Source organism: Mycobacterium sp. 852013-51886_SCH5428379, from assembly GCF_001665575.1.
GTDB lineage: Bacteria > Actinomycetota > Actinomycetes > Mycobacteriales > Mycobacteriaceae > Mycobacterium.
The window spans coordinates 107,421-125,164 of sequence record NZ_LZSU01000017.1; the positions used below are offsets into that span (position 1 = coordinate 107,421).

18 protein-coding genes are annotated in these 17,744 nt (G+C 69.4%); 15 read left to right on the top strand and 3 right to left on the bottom strand.

What is annotated here, in order from left to right; genetic code table 11:
• The first annotated feature begins 9 nt into the window (after window positions 1–9).
• The 8 genes from A5757_RS05865 to A5757_RS05900 all read left to right on the top strand — a co-directional run bounded on the left by A5757_RS05865 (window position 10) and on the right by A5757_RS05900 (window position 8,288).
• The gene (locus tag A5757_RS05865) at window positions 10–1,701 is read left to right on the top strand and encodes an ATP-dependent DNA helicase RecQ (protein WP_066830008.1); all 1,692 of its coding nucleotides are present in this window, start codon (window positions 10–12) and stop codon (window positions 1,699–1,701) included.
• A 59-nt stretch (window positions 1,702–1,760) separates the two neighbouring features.
• Window positions 1,761–2,417 carry a hypothetical protein gene (locus A5757_RS05870; protein WP_066830012.1) on the top strand — a complete coding sequence of 219 codons (657 nt, stop codon included), beginning with the start codon at window positions 1,761–1,763 and terminating at the stop codon, window positions 2,415–2,417.
• 62 nt (window positions 2,418–2,479) lie between these two features.
• Window positions 2,480–3,724, top strand: a complete 1,245-nt coding sequence (locus tag A5757_RS05875; RefSeq protein ID WP_066830014.1) for an alpha/beta fold hydrolase — start codon at window positions 2,480–2,482, stop codon at window positions 3,722–3,724.
• Between the two features lie 62 nt (window positions 3,725–3,786).
• Window positions 3,787–4,503 (top strand): hypothetical protein, encoded by a 717-nt coding sequence (locus tag A5757_RS05880; protein WP_066830017.1) that lies wholly within the window; start codon window positions 3,787–3,789, stop codon window positions 4,501–4,503.
• 155 nt (window positions 4,504–4,658) lie between these two features.
• Entirely contained in the window at window positions 4,659–5,387 is a 729-nt protein-coding gene (locus A5757_RS05885) for an ABC transporter permease (RefSeq protein ID WP_082929343.1), read from the top strand.
• Window positions 5,384–6,130, top strand: coding sequence for an ABC transporter ATP-binding protein (locus A5757_RS05890; RefSeq protein WP_066830019.1), 747 nt, complete (start codon window positions 5,384–5,386; stop codon window positions 6,128–6,130). The genes A5757_RS05885 and A5757_RS05890 overlap by 4 nt, the downstream gene beginning before the upstream one ends.
• 30 nt (window positions 6,131–6,160) lie before the next feature.
• Entirely contained in the window at window positions 6,161–7,183 is a 1,023-nt protein-coding gene (locus tag A5757_RS05895; protein WP_066830021.1) for an ABC transporter substrate-binding protein, read from the top strand.
• A gap of 7 nt (window positions 7,184–7,190) precedes the next feature.
• Window positions 7,191–8,288, top strand: a complete 1,098-nt coding sequence (locus tag A5757_RS05900; RefSeq protein ID WP_066830024.1) for an LLM class flavin-dependent oxidoreductase — start codon at window positions 7,191–7,193, stop codon at window positions 8,286–8,288.
• A gap of 16 nt (window positions 8,289–8,304) precedes the next feature.
• On the opposite strand, the gene A5757_RS05905 is transcribed toward A5757_RS05900, so the two are convergent.
• Window positions 8,305–8,982 carry a hypothetical protein gene (locus A5757_RS05905; protein WP_066830025.1) on the bottom strand — a complete coding sequence of 226 codons (678 nt, stop codon included), beginning with the start codon at window positions 8,980–8,982 and terminating at the stop codon, window positions 8,305–8,307.
• A 78-nt stretch (window positions 8,983–9,060) separates the two neighbouring features.
• Here A5757_RS05905 and A5757_RS05910 point away from each other — a divergent pair, with 78 nt between their 5' ends.
• The 6 genes from A5757_RS05910 to A5757_RS05935 all read left to right on the top strand — a co-directional run bounded on the left by A5757_RS05910 (window position 9,061) and on the right by A5757_RS05935 (window position 15,592).
• Window positions 9,061–10,569, top strand: a complete 1,509-nt coding sequence (locus tag A5757_RS05910; RefSeq protein ID WP_066830027.1) for a carboxylesterase/lipase family protein — start codon at window positions 9,061–9,063, stop codon at window positions 10,567–10,569.
• A 52-nt stretch (window positions 10,570–10,621) separates the two neighbouring features.
• Window positions 10,622–12,571 carry a primary-amine oxidase gene (locus A5757_RS05915; RefSeq protein ID WP_066830028.1) on the top strand — a complete coding sequence of 650 codons (1,950 nt, stop codon included), beginning with the start codon at window positions 10,622–10,624 and terminating at the stop codon, window positions 12,569–12,571.
• 61 nt (window positions 12,572–12,632) lie between these two features.
• Entirely contained in the window at window positions 12,633–14,630 is a 1,998-nt protein-coding gene (locus A5757_RS05920) for a phosphotransferase (protein ID WP_066830030.1), read from the top strand.
• Window positions 14,631–14,633: 3 nt separating this feature from the next.
• A complete protein-coding gene (locus tag A5757_RS05925) occupies window positions 14,634–14,960 on the top strand; it encodes a YnfA family protein (RefSeq protein ID WP_304440362.1) in 327 nt (108 codons plus the stop codon).
• A 66-nt stretch (window positions 14,961–15,026) separates the two neighbouring features.
• Window positions 15,027–15,239 (top strand): DUF2945 domain-containing protein, encoded by a 213-nt coding sequence (locus A5757_RS05930; protein WP_066830038.1) that lies wholly within the window; start codon window positions 15,027–15,029, stop codon window positions 15,237–15,239.
• A gap of 2 nt (window positions 15,240–15,241) precedes the next feature.
• Window positions 15,242–15,592 carry a DUF3140 domain-containing protein gene (locus A5757_RS05935; RefSeq protein ID WP_066830041.1) on the top strand — a complete coding sequence of 117 codons (351 nt, stop codon included), beginning with the start codon at window positions 15,242–15,244 and terminating at the stop codon, window positions 15,590–15,592.
• 10 nt (window positions 15,593–15,602) lie between these two features.
• On the opposite strand, the gene A5757_RS05940 is transcribed toward A5757_RS05935, so the two are convergent.
• The gene (locus tag A5757_RS05940; protein WP_066830043.1) at window positions 15,603–16,487 is read right to left on the bottom strand and encodes a hypothetical protein; all 885 of its coding nucleotides are present in this window, start codon (window positions 16,485–16,487) and stop codon (window positions 15,603–15,605) included.
• 72 nt (window positions 16,488–16,559) lie between these two features.
• Here A5757_RS05940 and A5757_RS05945 point away from each other — a divergent pair, with 72 nt between their 5' ends.
• Window positions 16,560–17,060 (top strand): gluconokinase, encoded by a 501-nt coding sequence (locus A5757_RS05945; RefSeq protein WP_066830387.1) that lies wholly within the window; start codon window positions 16,560–16,562, stop codon window positions 17,058–17,060.
• Window positions 17,061–17,072: 12 nt separating this feature from the next.
• Here the strand turns inward: A5757_RS05945 and A5757_RS05950 are convergent, their stop codons facing one another.
• Window positions 17,073–17,663 (bottom strand): RDD family protein, encoded by a 591-nt coding sequence (locus A5757_RS05950; RefSeq protein ID WP_066830046.1) that lies wholly within the window; start codon window positions 17,661–17,663, stop codon window positions 17,073–17,075.
• Window positions 17,664–17,744: the final 81 nt, after the last annotated feature.

Here is a 17,744-nt window from a genome sequence, read left to right on the forward strand (position 1 = left end):
CTGGTCGCGGTGGTTGACGAAGACACCGGTCGAGACACCGGCGAAGAAGCCTGGACCCGACAGCTCTGCGACACCGCCCAGCGGGTGTTCGGCTGGGCGGAACTCCATCCCGAACAGCTCGAGGCCATGCAGGCGATCATGGCGGGCCGCGACGTCCTCGCGGTGTTGCCGACGGGTTCCGGGAAATCCGCGATCTACCAGGTGCCCGATGTGCTGCTGGACGGCCCGACACTGGTCGTGTCGCCGCTGATCGCATTGCAACAGGATCAGATCGCCGGACTCGCCGACACCGCCGCCCCCGAGGCGGTGGCGATCAACTCGCAGCTGCGCGCCGCCGAGAGCGAAGACAACTGGGCAGCGGTGCGCAGCCGCGACGCCGACTACATCTTCGTATCCCCCGAACAGCTCGCCAACGATGACGTGGTCGGCCGGCTGGCCGGATCGGCGGTGTCGCTGATCGTCGTCGATGAGGCGCACTGCGTGTCGGCGTGGGGTCACGACTTCCGGCCCGACTACCTCCGGCTGGCCGACGCGTTCGGTCGAATCGCCCCCGACGCGCCGGTCGCCGCGCTCACCGCCACCGCGTCGGTGGTCGTCCGGAGGGAGATCTCCGAGCGGTTGCGCCAACGCGATCCGCTGGTGGTCGTGGGCGACTTCGACCGGCCGAACCTGCGCCTGGAGGTCGAGCAGTTCCTCGACGACGACGACAAGCGTTCGGCGGTGCTCGACACCGTCACCGGTCTGACCGGCCCCGGGCTGCTCTACACGGCAACCCGTAACGACGCCGAACAGTACGCCGAGACACTGAACGACCGCGGCGTCCGGGCGGCGGCCTATCACGCCGGGCTGTCGGCTGCGCAACGTCAGGCGGTGCACGACGGCTTCCGGAAGGACCCCGGCGAAGAGGACTTCGATGTGGTCGTCGCGACGTCGGCCTTCGGCATGGGTATCGACAAACCCAACGTCCGCTTCGTCGTCCACGCCTCGATCCCGGATTCGCTGGACTCGTACTACCAGCAGATCGGCCGGGCCGGCCGGGATGGTGACGACGCCCTGGCGCGGCTGTTCTACCGCGCCGAGGATCTCGGGCTGGCGCGGTTCTTCACCACCCACCGGCCCGACGAGGAGCTCATCAAAGTGGTCTTCAAGGCGCTCGACCGCAAGACGCCCAAGCGAATCAAGCGGTTGCGCGACGATCTGGGCGTCAAGGGCCGCAAGCTGACCAATGCCATCAACCTGCTCGAGCAGGCCGAGGCGATCAGCGCAACCGCCAAGGGTTTCATCGCAGGCAGCCGCCGAACCCGGGACGCGGTGCGTGGCGCCCTCGAGGTCGTCGACATGCGGGAGCGGGTGGACCGCAGCCGGGTGGAGATGATGCGCGGCTACGCCGAGGCCCGCGACTGCCGCAGGCAGTTCCTGCTCGACTACTTCGGTCAGGGCCTGCCGGAGCCCTGCGGCAACTGCGACCGCTGCGCCGCGACCGCGACCGCCGCCGCCGCCGCCGAAGATTCCGCTGTGGACGACACCTCCGAGGCGCAACCTGCGATCCCGCGCCAGACCGTGGTAACCCACAAGCAGTGGGGTTGCGGCGTGGTGATCGGCGGGGACACCGACCGCATCACGGTGCTGTTCGACGAGCACGGCTACCGCACGCTGGCGATGGAGGCGGTTCGGGAGAACGATCTGCTGACCGTGGGCTGATGCCGAACGAGTAGAGCTACTCATGTGCGCGGCGCATTTCCTGGGTGAGACTCGCCGACATGAGGATCCGCAGGCTCCACCTGGTGACGGCCGTGCTGGCCGTGCTGCCGTCGGCCGTCGTCATCGGGTGTGCGGCCGACCGTAGCGCCGATGCCGCCCGCATCCGCGCTGAGCTGGGCACCATGCCGGGAGTCAGCGTCGTCGATGTCGGCTACGTCAACGACTTCGAGAACGGTCCGAACATCAACATCAGCCTCGAGATGCCCGAGGCGACGGAGGTGGACATCGGTGCGGCCGCGCACCGTATCGGTGAACTCACGGGAAGCTTCGACGACCACCGTCGACGCACCGAGATCACCGTCGCGCCGATGACGGTTCTGAAGTACAGCGCGGACATCGGCGAGGAGGTCGCCTATACCGACGTCGCTACCGAAGCCCGTGTGCTGCGGGCGATTCGGCCCCGGCTGAGTGCGAGCTGGGTCCGATGGGAGCACTACGACGGCCGATCACGGGTCGAGCTGTGGAGCGCCGCGACACCGGATCAGGATCTCCGCGCGGCGCTCGACACGTCACTGGCCGGCGCGACGGAGGTGTACGTACGATCCGCGGTGCCGGCAGAGCGCGGCTCGTGGGAGGTCGAGCTGCCGTTGACCGATGCGGAGCTGAGCGGGTTGCTCCAGCAGCTGTCACCGGTTGCGCCGATTAACGCGCCGTGAGCATGTATCGAGCGCTCCCAGGCTTTACGATGAGGCGACCGTACGCCCGAAATGGATAGCTCTTGTCGCTGTCGCCGCCTGACTCCACCGCCGAGACGCCCGCGGACGAGACCCGCCGCGTGTGGCGGTTCGGCGACTTCGTCCTGGACACGCTCCGGTACGAATTGCGCTGCGGCACAACGGTGATCAAGGTCGAACCGCAGGTGTTCGACGTCCTTACCGAGCTCGTGCGCCACCACGACCGCTTCGTCAGCAAAGAGGAACTGTTCGATTCGGTGTGGGGCGGGCGGTTCGTGGGGGAGGCCGCGCTGACCAGTCGCATCAAGGCCGCCCGGCGGGCGCTGGGCGACGACGGCGAATCGCAGCGTTTCATTCGCACCGTCCGCGGCCGCGGATACCAGTTCGTCGGCGAGATCATGGGGGACCGCACCGCCGACGCACCGCGACCGCCCGAGGCGCCGGTGCGCCAGCACATCGCGTTCTGCCGGGCGGCCGACGGCGCCCGATTGGCCTACGCGATGGCCGGAGACGGTCCGCCGCTGGTGCGTGCGGCGAATTGGATGACCCACCTGGGCTACGACATCGAGAGCCCGGTGTGGCGGCACTGGGTGCGCGACCTGTCGCAACGTCACTGCTTCGTCCGCTACGACGAACGCGGTTGCGGATTGTCCGACTGGGAGACAACAGATTTCTCGTTCGACGCGTGGGTGACCGATCTGGAGACGGTGGTCGAGGCGGTCGGCCTCGACCGGTTCCCCCTGCTCGGGGTGTCTCAGGGCGGTGCGGTCGCGGTGGCCTACGCCGCCCGCCACCCGGACCGGGTCTCCCGGCTGGTGTTGTGCGGGGCCTACGCCCGCGGCCGCGCGGTCCGCGCCGCCGACGACGTCGAGAGGCAGGCGGCGGCACTGGACCTCGACCTCGCCCGGGTCGGTTGGGGGCGTGACGATCCGGCGTTCCGGCAGGTGTTCGCCGCCCAGTTCCTCCCCGACGGCACCCGTGCCGACTGGGCCGCGTTCGATCAGCTGCAGCGACGCACCACCTCGCCGGACAACGCGGTGCGCTTCCTCACCGAGTTCGGCCGCATCGACGTCCGCGACGAAGCCCAGCAGGTGACGTGCCCGACGCTGGTGCTGCACTCCCGTGACGACCACCGGGTGCCGATGCGGTACGGGGAAGAACTGGCGGCGTGCATACCGCGGGCGGAGCTGGTCGCGCTGGACAGCAACAACCATCTGCTCACGGCCGCGGAACCGGCGTGGCCGGTGTTCTGCGGCGAGGTCGAGGCCTTCCTGGCCGCGACCGACTGATCTCCACGCAATCTCCACACAATCTCCATGTGCGGCGCTGCCCGGCGATTCATGCTGGTCACATGAGTACGCACCCCCGCATCCTGCTACTGGGCCTGAGCGCGGTGTTCGCCCTCGGCACGGTGTCCGCCTGTGCCGGTGGGTCTTCCACCGAGACGGCGCCGTCGTCGGCCACCTCCTCCGGCAACCCGTCCGGCACCCCGACCGCCGCCGCATTCCCGCCGTCCGCCAAGTACATCGCCGACATGGAGAAGGACGGCCGGACGATGACCATCGGCATCGCGGTCGACGGAGACAGCGTCGCCGCGTACGCCTGCAACGGCAGCGACGACGAGGCCTGGTTCTTCGGCGCCGACGAGAACGGCTCGATCGACCTCACCTCGCGCTTCCGGGACACCCTTTCCGCCTCGTTCGACGGCACCGACGTCGACGGCAACCTGACGATGGACGGTGTCACCTACACGTTCACCGCCGCTGAGGTGCCCGCACCTGCCGGGATGTACACCGCCGCACTGAACGGCGTACGCGAGTCCTGGGTGTTGCGCCCGAACGGGTCTGCGGTGGGCGTGCAGTTCGGCGGCATGGGCGGGGGATCGGACTTCGGCGAGTTCGAACGTCAGCAACTCGCCGACGCCCAGTTTCGCGCCGAGGTGCGCAACCGCCGCCTGCTGCGCCCGGCCGGCGATCTCGAGCAGCGCCCCGACGGCACGTGGGGCGCGACCATCGACGGACAGCCGGTCGAGGCCGTCGTCGTCGACGGGAACTTCCGACTGGGCTGACCGGGGTTAGCGTCACGGCGAATCTAAACCTTCGCCACAGTACGGCGCCGCCGTAGCGTCGGCTCACCGTGACCAGTTCCATCGACGTGCCGTCCGCCGCCCCCGCGGGGGTGACGACACCGAAACGCCCACGCACGGAACGTAAGTGGACTTATATCCGCTGGGCGTCACCTGTCGTCATCCTCGCGCTCTGGCAGCTGGGTAGCGCGCTGCGGATCATCGCGCAGGACGTGTTGCCCGCACCGTCACTGATCTTGGAAGCCGGCATCGAGCTCATCGGCAACGGCCAACTCGCCGCCGCTCTGCACGTCTCCGGCGTCCGGGTGGTCCAGGGGTTGGTATTGGGCGGTCTGGTCGGTGTCGCCCTGGGCACCGCGGTCGGTCTGTCGCGCTGGCTGGAATCCACCGTCGATCCGCCGATGCAGATGGTCCGCGCGCTCCCGCATCTGGGGCTCATTCCGCTGTTCATCCTGTGGTTCGGGATCGGGGAGACCCCCAAGGTCCTGCTCGTCGCGCTGGGTGTGAGCTTTCCGCTCTACCTGAACACCTTCTCGGCGATCCGCCAGGTGGACCCCAAGTTGTTCGAAACCGCTCAGGTGCTGGGATTCTCGTTCTGGCAGCGGTTCAGAAGGATCATCGTGCCCAGCGCCGCCCCCCAGGTGCTCGTCGGGCTGCGGCAGTCCCTGGCGATTGCCTGGCTGACGCTCATCGTCGCCGAACAGATCAACGCCGACAGCGGTATCGGGTTCCTGATCAACAACGCCCGCGACTTCCTGCGCATCGACATCATCATCTTCGGTCTGGTCGTCTACGCACTCCTGGGCATCGGCACCGACGCCGTCGTCCGCGCACTGGAACACCGATCCCTGAGGTACCGCACATGACGCTGACCGCACCTGCCACGAAGACCGCCCGCGACACCGCGGCCGAACTGCGCCACATCGACAAGTGGTACGGCGACAAGCAGGTCCTGACCGACGTGTCCCTGCAGGTCGGCAGCGGCGAGATCGTCGCGCTCATCGGCCGCAGCGGATCGGGGAAGTCCACGGTGCTGCGCGTCCTCGCGGGGCTGTCCACCGATCACGGCGGTGAGCGGATCGTCGCGGGGGCACCGGCTGTGGCGTTCCAGGAGCCGCGGCTGTTCCCGTGGCGTGATGTGCGCACCAACGTCGCCTACGGCCTGACCCGAGCCCACGTCTCGAAGGCCGATGCGCTGCGGCGGGCCGAGCGGGCACTGGGCGACGTCGGTCTGTCCGACTTCGCCGGCGTGTGGCCGCTGACGCTGTCCGGCGGTCAGGCGCAACGGGTTTCGCTGGCCCGGGCGCTGGTCGCCGAGCCGCAGCTACTGCTGCTCGACGAACCGTTCGGCGCGCTGGACGCGCTGACCCGGCTCACGATGCGCGCCCTGCTGCTCGACCTGTGGCGCGAACACGACTTCGGGGTCCTGCTGGTCACCCACGACGTCGACGAAGCCGTGGCGCTGGCCGACCGCGTGTTGGTGCTCGAGGACGGACGCGTGGTGCACACCCTCGACATCGACCGTCCGCGCCGCGCCCCGGGCGATCCGTCCGGCGACGCCGAACGCCACCGCACCGCCCTGCTCGACGCCCTCGGCGTCGGCGTCTGACCATCCCGACAACCCCCGAAGGGACCATCCATGCCCGGAATTCGCCGGACACTGCTGTTCGCTCTCGTCGCGATGACGGTGCTGGCCGGCTGCGTCTCCCGCGAGGAGGCCGGCGGCACGCAGGAAGCGCCCGAGACCGTACCGCTGTCGGATCTGGCGGGGTTGACGCTGCGCGTCGGCGATCAGAAAGGCGGTACGCAGGCGCTGCTGACCGCGGCGGGCGCACTCCAGGATCTGCCCTACGCCGTGGAGTTCTCCACGTTCACCTCCGGCCCGCCGCAGATCGAGGCCGCCACCGCGGGCAAGATCGACTTCGCGATCACCGGCAACACCCCGCCCATCTTCGGCGCCGCGTCGAACGCGAAGGTGAAGGTGGTATCCGCCTACGACGGCGGAGGATTCGGCGATCAGGTGCTGGTACACGCCGACGCGCCGATCCAGGCCGTCGCCGAACTGCGCGGTAAGAGCGTCGCCGTGGCCAAGGGCAGCTCCGCGCACGGCCACATCCTGGTGCAGCTCCACCGCAACGGGTTGACCCCGGCCGACGTGAAACTGGTGTTCCTGCAGCCGGCCGACGCGCTGTCGGCGTTCACTCAGCGTCGCGTCGACGCCTGGGCGGTGTGGGATCCCTACACCGCGCAGGCCGAGACCGAACTCCCGGTGCGCAGCATCGCCCGCGCCACGGGTGTGACCAACGGCGCAGGCTTCGGGGTGGCGTCCGACGAGGCGCTCGCCGACCCGAAACGCAACACTGCCCTCAGCGATCTGCTGGTCCGTTATGCCGAGGCCGTGCGGTGGGCCCACGACAACCGCGACGAGTGGGCGCAGCGGTACGCCGCCGAGGTGGGGCTGGATCCGGAGGTGGCCGCCCTGGCCCAGGGCCGCAGCCTGCGCCTGCCGGCCGACCTGTCGGACTCCCTGGTGGCCAGCGAGCAGGAGATGGCGGATCTGTTCGCCGAATCCCAGCAGATCGCTGCGACACCCGACTTCTCGCAGTGGGTCGACCGGCGCTACCGCGACGTGCTGTCCCCGCTCTACCTCGACCGGAACTGAGGACGACATGACATCTCCCGCACGGTTTTTCTGGTTCCTGCCCACCGCCGGGGACGGTCGCTCGATCGTCGGGTCCTCCCACGCGTCGTCCCAGCAGATTCAGCCGGACGGCTACCGGGCCCCCACCCGCCGGTATCTGGCGGAGGTGGCCCGGGCCGCCGACCGGCTGGGGTACGAGGGCGTGCTCACGCCGACCGGCACGTGGTGCGAAGACGCCTGGCTCACCTCGGCGGCACTGCTGTCCGAGACCGAGCGGCTGAAGTTCCTCGTGGCATTCCGCCCCGGGTTGGTTCCGCCCACGCTGGCCGCCCAGCAGGCGGCGACCCTGCAGCGGTTCTCCGGCGGCCGGGTGCTGCTCAACATCGTCAGCGGCGGTGACGACACCGAACAGCGCCGCTTCGGCGACTGGCTCAACCATGACGACCGCTACGCCCGCACCGGGGAATTCCTGCACATCGTGAACTCGGTGTGGCGCGAGGAGTCCGTGGACTTCACCGGCGCGCACTACCGGGTCTCCGACGCCCGGGTGTCCGACCCGCCGGATCCGTTGCCGGGCATCTACTTCGGTGGTTCGTCAGCGGCCGCGCTGCCGATCGCCGCGCAGTACGCCGACACCTACCTCACCTGGGGCGAACCCCCGCTGGACGCGGCCGCGAAGATCGACAGGGTGCGGGCCCTGGCGGCCGAACGCGGCCGAAACCTGCGCTTCGGCATCCGGTTGCACACCATCAGCCGCGACACCTCCGAGGCCGCCTGGGCGGTCGCAGATGAGCTGGTGGCGCGCCTGGACCCCGCTCAGATCGCGGAAGCGACTGCGCTGCATGCCAAGTCACAGTCAGAGGGGCAGCGACGGATGACCGCGCTGCACGGTGGGCGCCTCGACCGTCTGGAGATCTATCCGAATCTGTGGGCCGGGGTGGGTCTGGTCCGCGGCGGGGCGGGTACGGCTCTGGTCGGCAGCCATCAGGAGGTCGCCAACCTGATCTACGAGTACCACTCCGTGGGCTTCGACGAGTTCATCCTGTCGGGCTATCCCCACCTCGAAGAGGCGTACTGGTTCGCCGAGGGCGTGTTGCCGATCCTCCGGCAGAAAGGCGTTGCCTGACAACACCCGAGCGCGGTCAGCAGCTGAACCGGGCGCCGACATCTGCGGGCGTCGGCTCCGGCTGTAGACAGCCGAAGGTGCCGACGCCCGTGTTGCTGAGCCGGACAGCGGAGCGGTGCGCGTAGTTCACACAGAACAACCCCTCCTCATCGGCGCGGCACCGATAGTCGCCGAAGTTCAGCGCCTGACCGTAGGGCAGTTCGGCGCCGAAGCCGGCGGCGAACGGACCCGCATCGGCGTGTGCGGATCCCACGGTCAGGGTGGGGCCGGGGTAGTCGACCCAGCCGCCCTTCCACTCGCCGTACACGTCGGCAGGCTGCGGCGGCGGATCGCTGAGGTCCACCAGGCAGGTCAGCGCGCCGCCGGCCCGGCCGTCGGTCACGCACTTCGAGGTGCCCGACGGCGTGACGAACGCGACGCCGTCGCCGAGATCCGTTGCGGCGCCGTCGCGGCTCACCGAGCGGAAGCCGTCGACCGGGGCAGGTGGGGCGGCTTCGATCCAGGTGATCACCTCGCCGACCGGGGCCGCGGCGGCGGGTGGCAGCGACGGAGACGCCGGTGGGGAGCTGGTCACCGTCGGCTGGGCCGCGGCGGCCGCGGACTGCTGTGACGGTTCCGGTTCCGGTTGGCCGTCGACCCCCTGCGAGCACCCCGCCGCGAGCACCGCGGTCGCGACGAGAACGGCTATCCGCATGCGGGCCAGGCTAGCGGCCCGGCTCGCCGAGGGAGGTCAGGCGCGACGGAGTGGGGCCGCGTTCGCTAACGTCAAAAGATGCACGAACGTACCATCCGTACGACCATCAGCACGGGAACGCTGGAGGGCTTCACCCGCGACGGGGTGCACCGCTGGCGGTCGATCCCGTATGCGCAGCCTCCGGTGGGCCCGTTGCGCTTCCGGGCGCCGCTGCCCGCGGAGCCGTGGCGCGGCGTGCGGTACTGCCACGGATTCGGCAATTGTGCGCCGCAGCCGCGGCGCTACACGCTGCTCGGTGTCGGAAAATATCAGCCGATGGGGGAGGACTGCCTGACCCTCAACGTCGTCGCGCCGGAGAAGCCGCAGGCAGGACCGCTGCCGGTGATGTTCTTCGTGCACGGCGGCGGGTACTTCATGGGCAGCTCGGCCACCCCGATCTACGACGGTGCGGCGCTGGCCCGGCGTGGCTGCGTCTACGTGTCGGTGAACTACCGGCTCGGGGCGCTGGGCTGCATGGACATGTCGTCGTTGTCCACGCCTACGCATCCCATCGAGGACAACCTGATGCTGCGCGACATCGTCATGGCGTTGCGCTGGGTGCGGGACAACATCGCGGTCTTCGGCGGCGATCCGGACAACGTGACGATCTTCGGCGAGAGCGCCGGGGCGCACGCGGTGGCCACGCTGCTCGCCGTCCCGCAGGCCGCCGGCCTGTTCGCACGGGTCATCTCCGAGAGCCCGGCCAGCGGCATGATCCGGTCGGCCGACTCCGCCGCCCGCTTCGCGGCCCGGTTCGTCGAACTGCTGGGCGCCGAACCGGGCGAGGGCGCCGCCACCTTGATGTCCGCGCGATCGTCGGACCTGGGCAAGACGCTCGAGGCGTTGGTCGGCAACGGTCAGGAAGAGCTTCCGGGGTCCTTCCCGGTCGGCCCGACCTACGGCACCGAGTACCTGCCCGTCGATCCCGTGGAGGCGATGCGCCGCGGCACCGCGCACCGGGTTCCGCTCATCGTCGGCAACAACGCCGACGAGGGCCGCTTGTTCACCCGGTTCCTGCCGCTGTTGCCGATGGACGAGTCGATGATCGAGCTGCTGCTCGCCGACGCCGACGCCGAGCGCCGGGAACGGATCACCACCGCCTACCCCGGCTATCCGAACTCGGCGGCGTGCGTCACGCTCGGCGGCGACTTCGCGTTCGGTACCGCGACCTGGCAGATCGCCGAGGCGCACTCCCGCCACGCGCCGACCTGGGTCTACCGCTACGACTACGCACCGCGCACCCTGCAGTGGACCGGATTGGGCGCCACCCACGCCACGGAACTGTTCGCGGTGTTCGACACCTACCGGACGCGGTTCGGGTCGCTGCTCACCGCCGCCGCCGACCGGCGCTCCGCGCGCCGGGTGAGCAAGGATGTGCAGCGCCGCTGGCGGTCGTTCAGCCGCACCGGCGACCCCGGCGACGGCTGGCCGCGATACAGCGAGGACACGCGTGCGGTGCTGGTCTTCGACCGCACGTCGCGCGTGGAATACGACCCGCACGCCGACCGCCGTCGTGCCTGGGAGGGCTTCACCCTCGCCTCGCCGTGACCGCAGCGCCGGATCGCCTGCGAGCCGGCCCGTCATGTGATTGCGTAGCGGCGTGGCGCACCCTCTCGATCCGCTGTCCGCCGATGAATTCGCCGCCGTCGCGGCCATCCTGCGGCGCGAGCACGGCGTCGGCGACGGTTGGCGCTTCGCGTCGATCGAGCTGATCGAACCGGACAAGGCGGCGCTGGCCGGCCACGACCGGACCGGGTCGCACCCGCCGCGACGCGCGATGGTGCGCTGCCTCGACCGGGCGGCCAACGCCACCTACCGGGCCGAGGTGTCGCTGACCGACGACCGCACCGAATCGTTCGTCCACATCCCCGGCGTCCAGGCCAATTTCACCGTCGACGAGTTCACCGAGTGCGACCAGATGCTGCGCGCGCACCCCGACGTGGTGGCCGCGCTGGCCGCCCGCGGCATCGACGACATGGACAGTATCTTCATCGACACCTGGACCTACGGCGCGGCCGTCGCCCCGCCGCAGTACCGCGACCGCCGGATCGGCTGGGCCGACATCTGGCACCGGGACGCGCCGGGCGCGAACCCGTACGCCCACCTGATCAGCGGTCTGCACTGCGTGGTCGACCTCAACGCGATGACCCTGCTGACACTCGAGGATTCCGGTCCGTTCCGCGGCGGTGCGGTCGAGATTCCGCCGGTGATGGGCGAATACGCGCCCCGGCACGTGCCGGAACGCATCCGTGCGGCATCGCGGCGCGCACCGCTCAAACCGCTGCACATCGTGCAGCCCGACGGTCCGTCGTTCGACCTGGACGGCAATCTGCTGACCTGGCAGAACTGGTCGGTGCGTATCGGGTTCAACCACCGCGAGGGGATGACCCTGCACCAGCTGCGCTACCGCGACGGGGACCGCGAGCGATCGGTGGCACACCGCCTGTCATTCGCGGAAATGATTGTGCCGTACCGCGACTCGTCCGAAGATCACTACCGGCGCACCGCCTTCGACATCGGCGAGTGGGGGCTCGGCTTCATGACGACGTCGCTGGAGCTCGGCTGCGACTGTCTCGGTGAGATCCGCTACCTGGACGCCGTGCTGCACAACAGCCGCGGCGAGGCGTACACGATCGGCAACGCGATCTGCATCCACGAAGAGGACGGCGCGGTGCTGTGGAAGCACGTCGACCACGACGCAGGCGCCGAGGTGCGCCGCATGCGCCGGTTGACGGTGTCGTTCCACGTGACCGTCGCCAACTACGAATACCTGGTCTATTGGCGGCTCTACCAGGACGGCAACATCGAATGCGAGGTGCGCGCCACCGGCATCATGGTCACCACACCGCTGCCGCCCGGCGCGCCGCACCCCAACGGCACGCTGGTCGACGAACGCACCTACGCACCGTTTCACCAGCACTTCCTCGTCGCCCGCCTGGACCTGGACATCGACGGCACCGACAACACCGTCGTGATGTCGGAATCGTTCGCCGAACCGGTCGGGCCCGACAACCCCTACGGGTTGTCACTGGTGCAGCGCAACGTGCCGCTGCGCACCGAAGAGGAGGGCAAACAGGATGTGGACTGGTCCACCCAGCGGGCGTGGAAGGTGGTGAACACCAACGTGACCAACGGTCTGGGCACCCACCCGTCCTACAAGCTGGTGCCCACCGGGGCGATCCCGCCGATGTTCGACCCCTCCTCACCGGTGCTGCAGCGCGCCAACGTGATCGGCCACACGCTGTGGGTGACGCCGAACCGCCCTGACGAACGTTGGCCCGCAGGTGAGTTCGTCAACCAGTCCGCGGACGACGCCGGACTGGGCGAGTGGACCAAGGCCAACCGCTCGATCGACAACACCGACGTGGTGCTCTGGTACGTCTTCGGCATCCACCACATCACCCGCCCCGAGGACTGGCCCGTGATGCCGGTCGACGTGGTGTCGTTCTGGCTCAAACCGTTCGGGTTCTTCGACCGGAATCCGGCGCTCGACGTCGCCGCCGCTGCCCCGGACACCTGCCACACACCGTCGACCAGCGCCCACCACTGACACTGCGGCGCGCTTTGACACCCGTCAAATCTGTGACACAGCCCACTGCTACGGTCGTGGCGTGTCCGACAGTGCAGACCTCGTCATCGAGCAGCCCGCCGACCTCACCGCCGCCTGGCTCACCACCGCGATAGGCCGGGGCGAGATCACCGACTTCGCGTACGAGCGGATCGGCACCGGACAAATGAGCCTCTGCTACCGCGTGACGCTGACCTACGCCGACTCCTCGGCAGGCGGTCCAGAATCGGTGGTGCTCAAGGTCGCGGCCACCGACGACGCCAGCCGGCAGACCGGTCACGCGCTCGGCCTCTACGAACGCGAAGTGCGGTTCTACACCGATGTCGCCCCGCGGCTGTCCGGGCCGGTCGCCCCCTGCTACCACGCCGCCTTCGACGTCCAGACCGGGGTGTTCACATTGCTGCTCGGCGATGCCTCACCCGCGGAGGTCGGCGACGAGATCCGCGGCGCCACGGTCGACCAGGCGCGGCTGGCGCTGTCCGAACTCGGCCGCATCCACGCGCCGCTGATCGGCAACAGCACGCTGGCCGACGCCGACTGGCTCAACCGCGAGGCGCCGGTGAGCCAGGCCCTGCTGGCTCAGCTGTGGGCCGGGTTCTGCGAACGCTACGCCGACCGGATCGCCTCCGAGCACCGGATCGTGTGCGAGCGACTGGTCGAGAGCTTCGACGCCCACCTGGAGGCGGAGGCGGCAGCGGACCGCCCCGACGGCCTGGTCCACGGCGACTACCGCCTCGACAACATGCTGTTCGGTCAGGCCGGCGCCGACCGCCCGCTGACGGTCGTCGACTGGCAGACGGTCACCTGGGGCCCCGCGTTCACTGACGTCGCCTACTTCCTCGGCTGCGCACTGCCGAGCGACGACCGGCGCGCGCACTACGACGACCTGCTGGGCGCCTATCACACGGAACTCGCCGCGCACACCGCCGTCGATCTGGACACCGTCCGCGACGGCGTGCGCCGGCAGAGCTTCTTCGGCGTCATGATGGCGATCATCTCCTCGATGCTGGTCGAACGCACCGACCGCGGCGACGAGCTGTTCATGACGATGCTCGCCCGGCACTGCGCACACGTCCTGGACACCGACGCGCTGGCCATCTTGCCCGAACCGACTGTCCCCGAGCCGCTTTCGCCCGAGGCCGCCGACGAGGGTGGCCACGATCCCACCGACGACGAGCTGTGGAACGAGAGCTGGTATTTCGACTTCGCCGACGACCGCCAGGGCATCGGCGGCTGGGTCCGGCTCGGCCTGTACCCGAACCAAGGCAAGGCCTGGGTCAACGCGCTGCTGTGCGGGCCGGACATGCCCACCATCGCCCTCGTCGACTTCGAGGCGCCGGTGCCCACCGACATCTCCGACGTCGCCGCGGAAGGGGGCCGGCTGACGTTCCAGACGGTCGAACCGCTCAAGACCTACCGGGTCACCGTCCGCGGCACCGCCCTGGCCTACGACGATCCGGCCGGGCTGCTGCGCGGCGAGGAGGGCCGACCCGCCGACCTTGCCATGGACCTCACCTTCACCACGGCGAGCTCTCCGTACCAGTACCGCATCACCCCGCGGTACGAGATCGCCTGCACCGTGTCGGGCTCGGTCAGCGCCGACGGCCGCGATCACACCCTCGACGGCGTCGCAGGGCAGCGCGACCACTCCTGGGGGGTGCGTGACTGGTGGTCGATGGAATGGGTCTGGAGCGCACTGCATCTCGACGACGGCACCCACCTGCACGGCCTCGACCTGCGGATCCCGGGCGCGCCCCCGTTCGGTATGGGCTACGTGCAACCGGCAGGGAGGCCGCTCGCCGAGCAGTCCGCCGTCACCGCGGAGGCCACCTTCGCCGACACCGGTCTGCCGGTCACCACGTCGCTGCAGATGGCGCCCGCGGGATTGACCCTCGACGTCGACATCCGTGGGTACGCCCCGGTGCTGCTGACCGCCGAGGACGGCCGCGTCAGCCAGTTCCCCCGCGCCTGGGGCCGGATCACCACCGCCGACGGCCGCACCGGGGTCGGCTGGCTGGAGTGGAACCGGCAGGTCGACTAGATGGTGGTGGCCAAGTCGATCGCGCTGTTCGCCCTCGCCGCCCTGCTCGAGATCGGCGGCGCCTGGCTGGTGTGGCAGGGCGTGCGCGAACACCGCGGCTGGCTGTGGATCGGTGCGGGCGCGCTCGCGCTCGGGGCGTACGGCTTCGTGGCGGCGTTCCAGCCCGACGCGAACTTCGGCCGCGTGCTGGCCGCCTACGGCGGCGTGTTCATCGCCGGATCGCTGATCTGGGGCATGGTCGCCGACGGCTTCCGCCCCGATCGCTGGGACGTCACCGGTGCGCTGGTCTGCCTGGTCGGGGTCGGGCTCATCATGTACGGCCCCCGCTGACGCCGGGAAACATTACGGATCCTTGACCCGCGCGGTGACCGGCCGGATGCGGGGTATCCGCGTTCCATGAGCGACAAGGAATTCAGCAAGGGCGACAAGGTCACCTGGCAGAGTCACGGTAGCACCGCCGAGGGTGAGGTGGTGGAGAAGATAACCTCCGACAAGCAGGCGGCGGGCCGAAAAGTCAAGGCTTCCAAGGACGATCCGCAGTACCGGGTCGTCAGCGACAAGAGCGGTGGCGATGCGGTGCACAAGCCGGACGCTTTGAAGAAGAAGTAGGAATGGCCGAGCACCCGCCGGAGGACCAGGACCACCAGCAGACCTGGTCGGAGTTCTCCGACATCGTCAACATGACCGCTGGGGAACTCAAGAAGTGGCTGGACAGTGACGAGTCGAAGTCCGTCGGTCAGAAGTCCGGCGGAGGCGAGGCCACCGGCCACGCCAGCGGCCGGCACATCGTGAAGATCCTCGAAGCGAAGAAGGCCGACCTCGGCAACGACGACTACGCCCACATGCGCAAGGTGGTCGGTTACGCGAAACGCCATCTCGCGCAACGACCCTCGGGCGACATCGAGGACACCGCCTGGCGATACTCGCTGATGAACTGGGGCCACGACCCGCTCGAGAAGTGAGCGGTGGCGCTCACCTCAGCTGCGCGCTGTCGTCGTCGAGATCGTCCCGGCTCAGACCCATCGGGGTCGCAGCCGGCACGTCGCCGCCGGCGACCACCGCGCGGGTGATGGGCGTCAGCGCGGCGAACAGCGCCTCGACCTCCGCGTCGTCGAGCGCGTCGAGTGCGCCCAGCGCCAGCGCGTCGGTGGCGTCCTCGATGTGCTGTTTGAGGGCGCGCCCGGCGTCGGTCAGGACCCCGTCGCCGTCGAGCAGACCGCGCTCGGCCAACCGGCCGGTGACGGCGGCCCACTGCGCATCGTCGTAGTCCCGGCCACGCATGATCATCTCGCGCGGAACCCGCCCGGCCGCGGCGTGCAGGACGTTGCATTCGCGCCCACTCAACCCGGCGGTGCTCAGCACGGCGACATGCCCGTCACCGCGGTGTTCACGCAGCAGGGTGGTCGCATGCCACAGCTTGGCGACCGGCTCGTCCGGCCACGTCAGGGCCCGGTTGGCGGCGAACAGCGCGCGGCCGTCGACAGACAGGCTGCAGGCGGCCTTCTCCAACAGGTCGGCGGCGGTGCGGACGCCGTCCGCGGTGAGGCCGTACCGGGTGAGCGCGGCAGTCGCCGACCGTTCCCGCACCTGCAGCGCCGCGTCGGGGGGCGCGGCACCCCACGCCGCCGGCAGCGCCTTGGCCACCCGTTCGGGGGCGAAGTTGTAGAACAGCGCGGTCACGACGTCGGCGGGCACCCGGCCCAGGGGAGCGGACCGGGCCGCGAAATACCCCATCCAGAAGCCCCGGTAACCGAGTCCGTCCAGCGCGGCACGAGCCTCGGGCGCGAAGTAGGTGACCGCGTGTACGGGCTCGAAGCGATCGAAGAAGCGGCGGGCCAACAGTGGATGTCTGCTCACCCTCGCAGTCAACCACGCGCGGGTCAGAGCCCTCCAAGTGTGGCTCGGGCCACGTTAGGGTAGGCCATGATGGTGCCGTCGCCAGTGGTAGTCATGGGTGTCTCGGGGTCCGGAAAATCCACCGTCGGCGCCGCCCTGGGGCAGCGCCTACGAGTGCCCTTCGCCGACGCCGACGATTTCCATCCCCCTGCCAACATCGCCAAGATGAGCGCCGGCATCGCGCTGGACGACGTGGACCGCGAACCGTGGCTGGAGAGCATCGGGCAGTGGCTCGCCGCCCACCCCGACGGCGGCGTGATGAGCTGTTCGGCGCTCAAACGCCGATACCGCGACGTGCTGCGGCAACACTGCCCCGACGTCGGCTTCCTGCATCTGTTCGGCTCTCCGGAGGTGATCGGCCGCCGGCAAGCGAGTCGGCCCGGGCACTTCATGCCGGCGTCGCTGTTGGCGTCGCAGTTCGCGACACTCGAACCGCTCACGCCCGACGAGATCGGCGTCACCATCGACGTCGACCAGAGCATCGACGCGATCATCGACGCCTACGTCGAACTCACCTCGCCGGATCCGGACTGACAAGCCGCTAGATCAGCCCTTGAGAACCTGCGTGCCGCCCGCGAGCTGATCGTGCTTGCCCTGCTTGGTCGGGCTGCCGTTGATGGTCACCGCGATCACCACGATGGCCACGACACCGAGCAGCCCGCCGATGATCGGGATGATCGGCAGAAGCGTGAACGCGTTGCGGATCGCGGACTGGGCGAGCGTGGGCTTCGCCGCGCCGGCCGGGCCGTGCACGCTGAGTCCCAGGACCTTCTTGCCGGGCGTCCACCCCTGGGTGACCTCGAAGACCAGGAAGTACAGGAATGACAGGCCTCCGGTGAACAAGCCGGTGACCAGATATTCGTCCCAGGTGTCGGTGACGAAGAAGAACAGACCGCTGACCAGGAAGACGATGATGCCGTCGATCAAGCGGGCCAGCCAGCGCAGCCCCAGGCTGCCGGGCTGCTGACCACCCGGAGGTGGATAGCCGCCCGGCTGCCCGTACTGCGGCTGGCCGTACGGAGATTGCCCATATTGCGGTTGACCGTATTGCGGTTGCCCGTACTGGGGCTGCTGACCGTACTCAGGTTGTCCGTACGGGGGTTGGCCCGGCTGAGGCGGATAGTCACCGGTTGTCATCGCATTCGCTCCTGACCGCGTAGTGGGTGGAACGAATGTACCGCTGAGAAGGGGCGATCCGGGCTTTTCGCGCCCGGATCG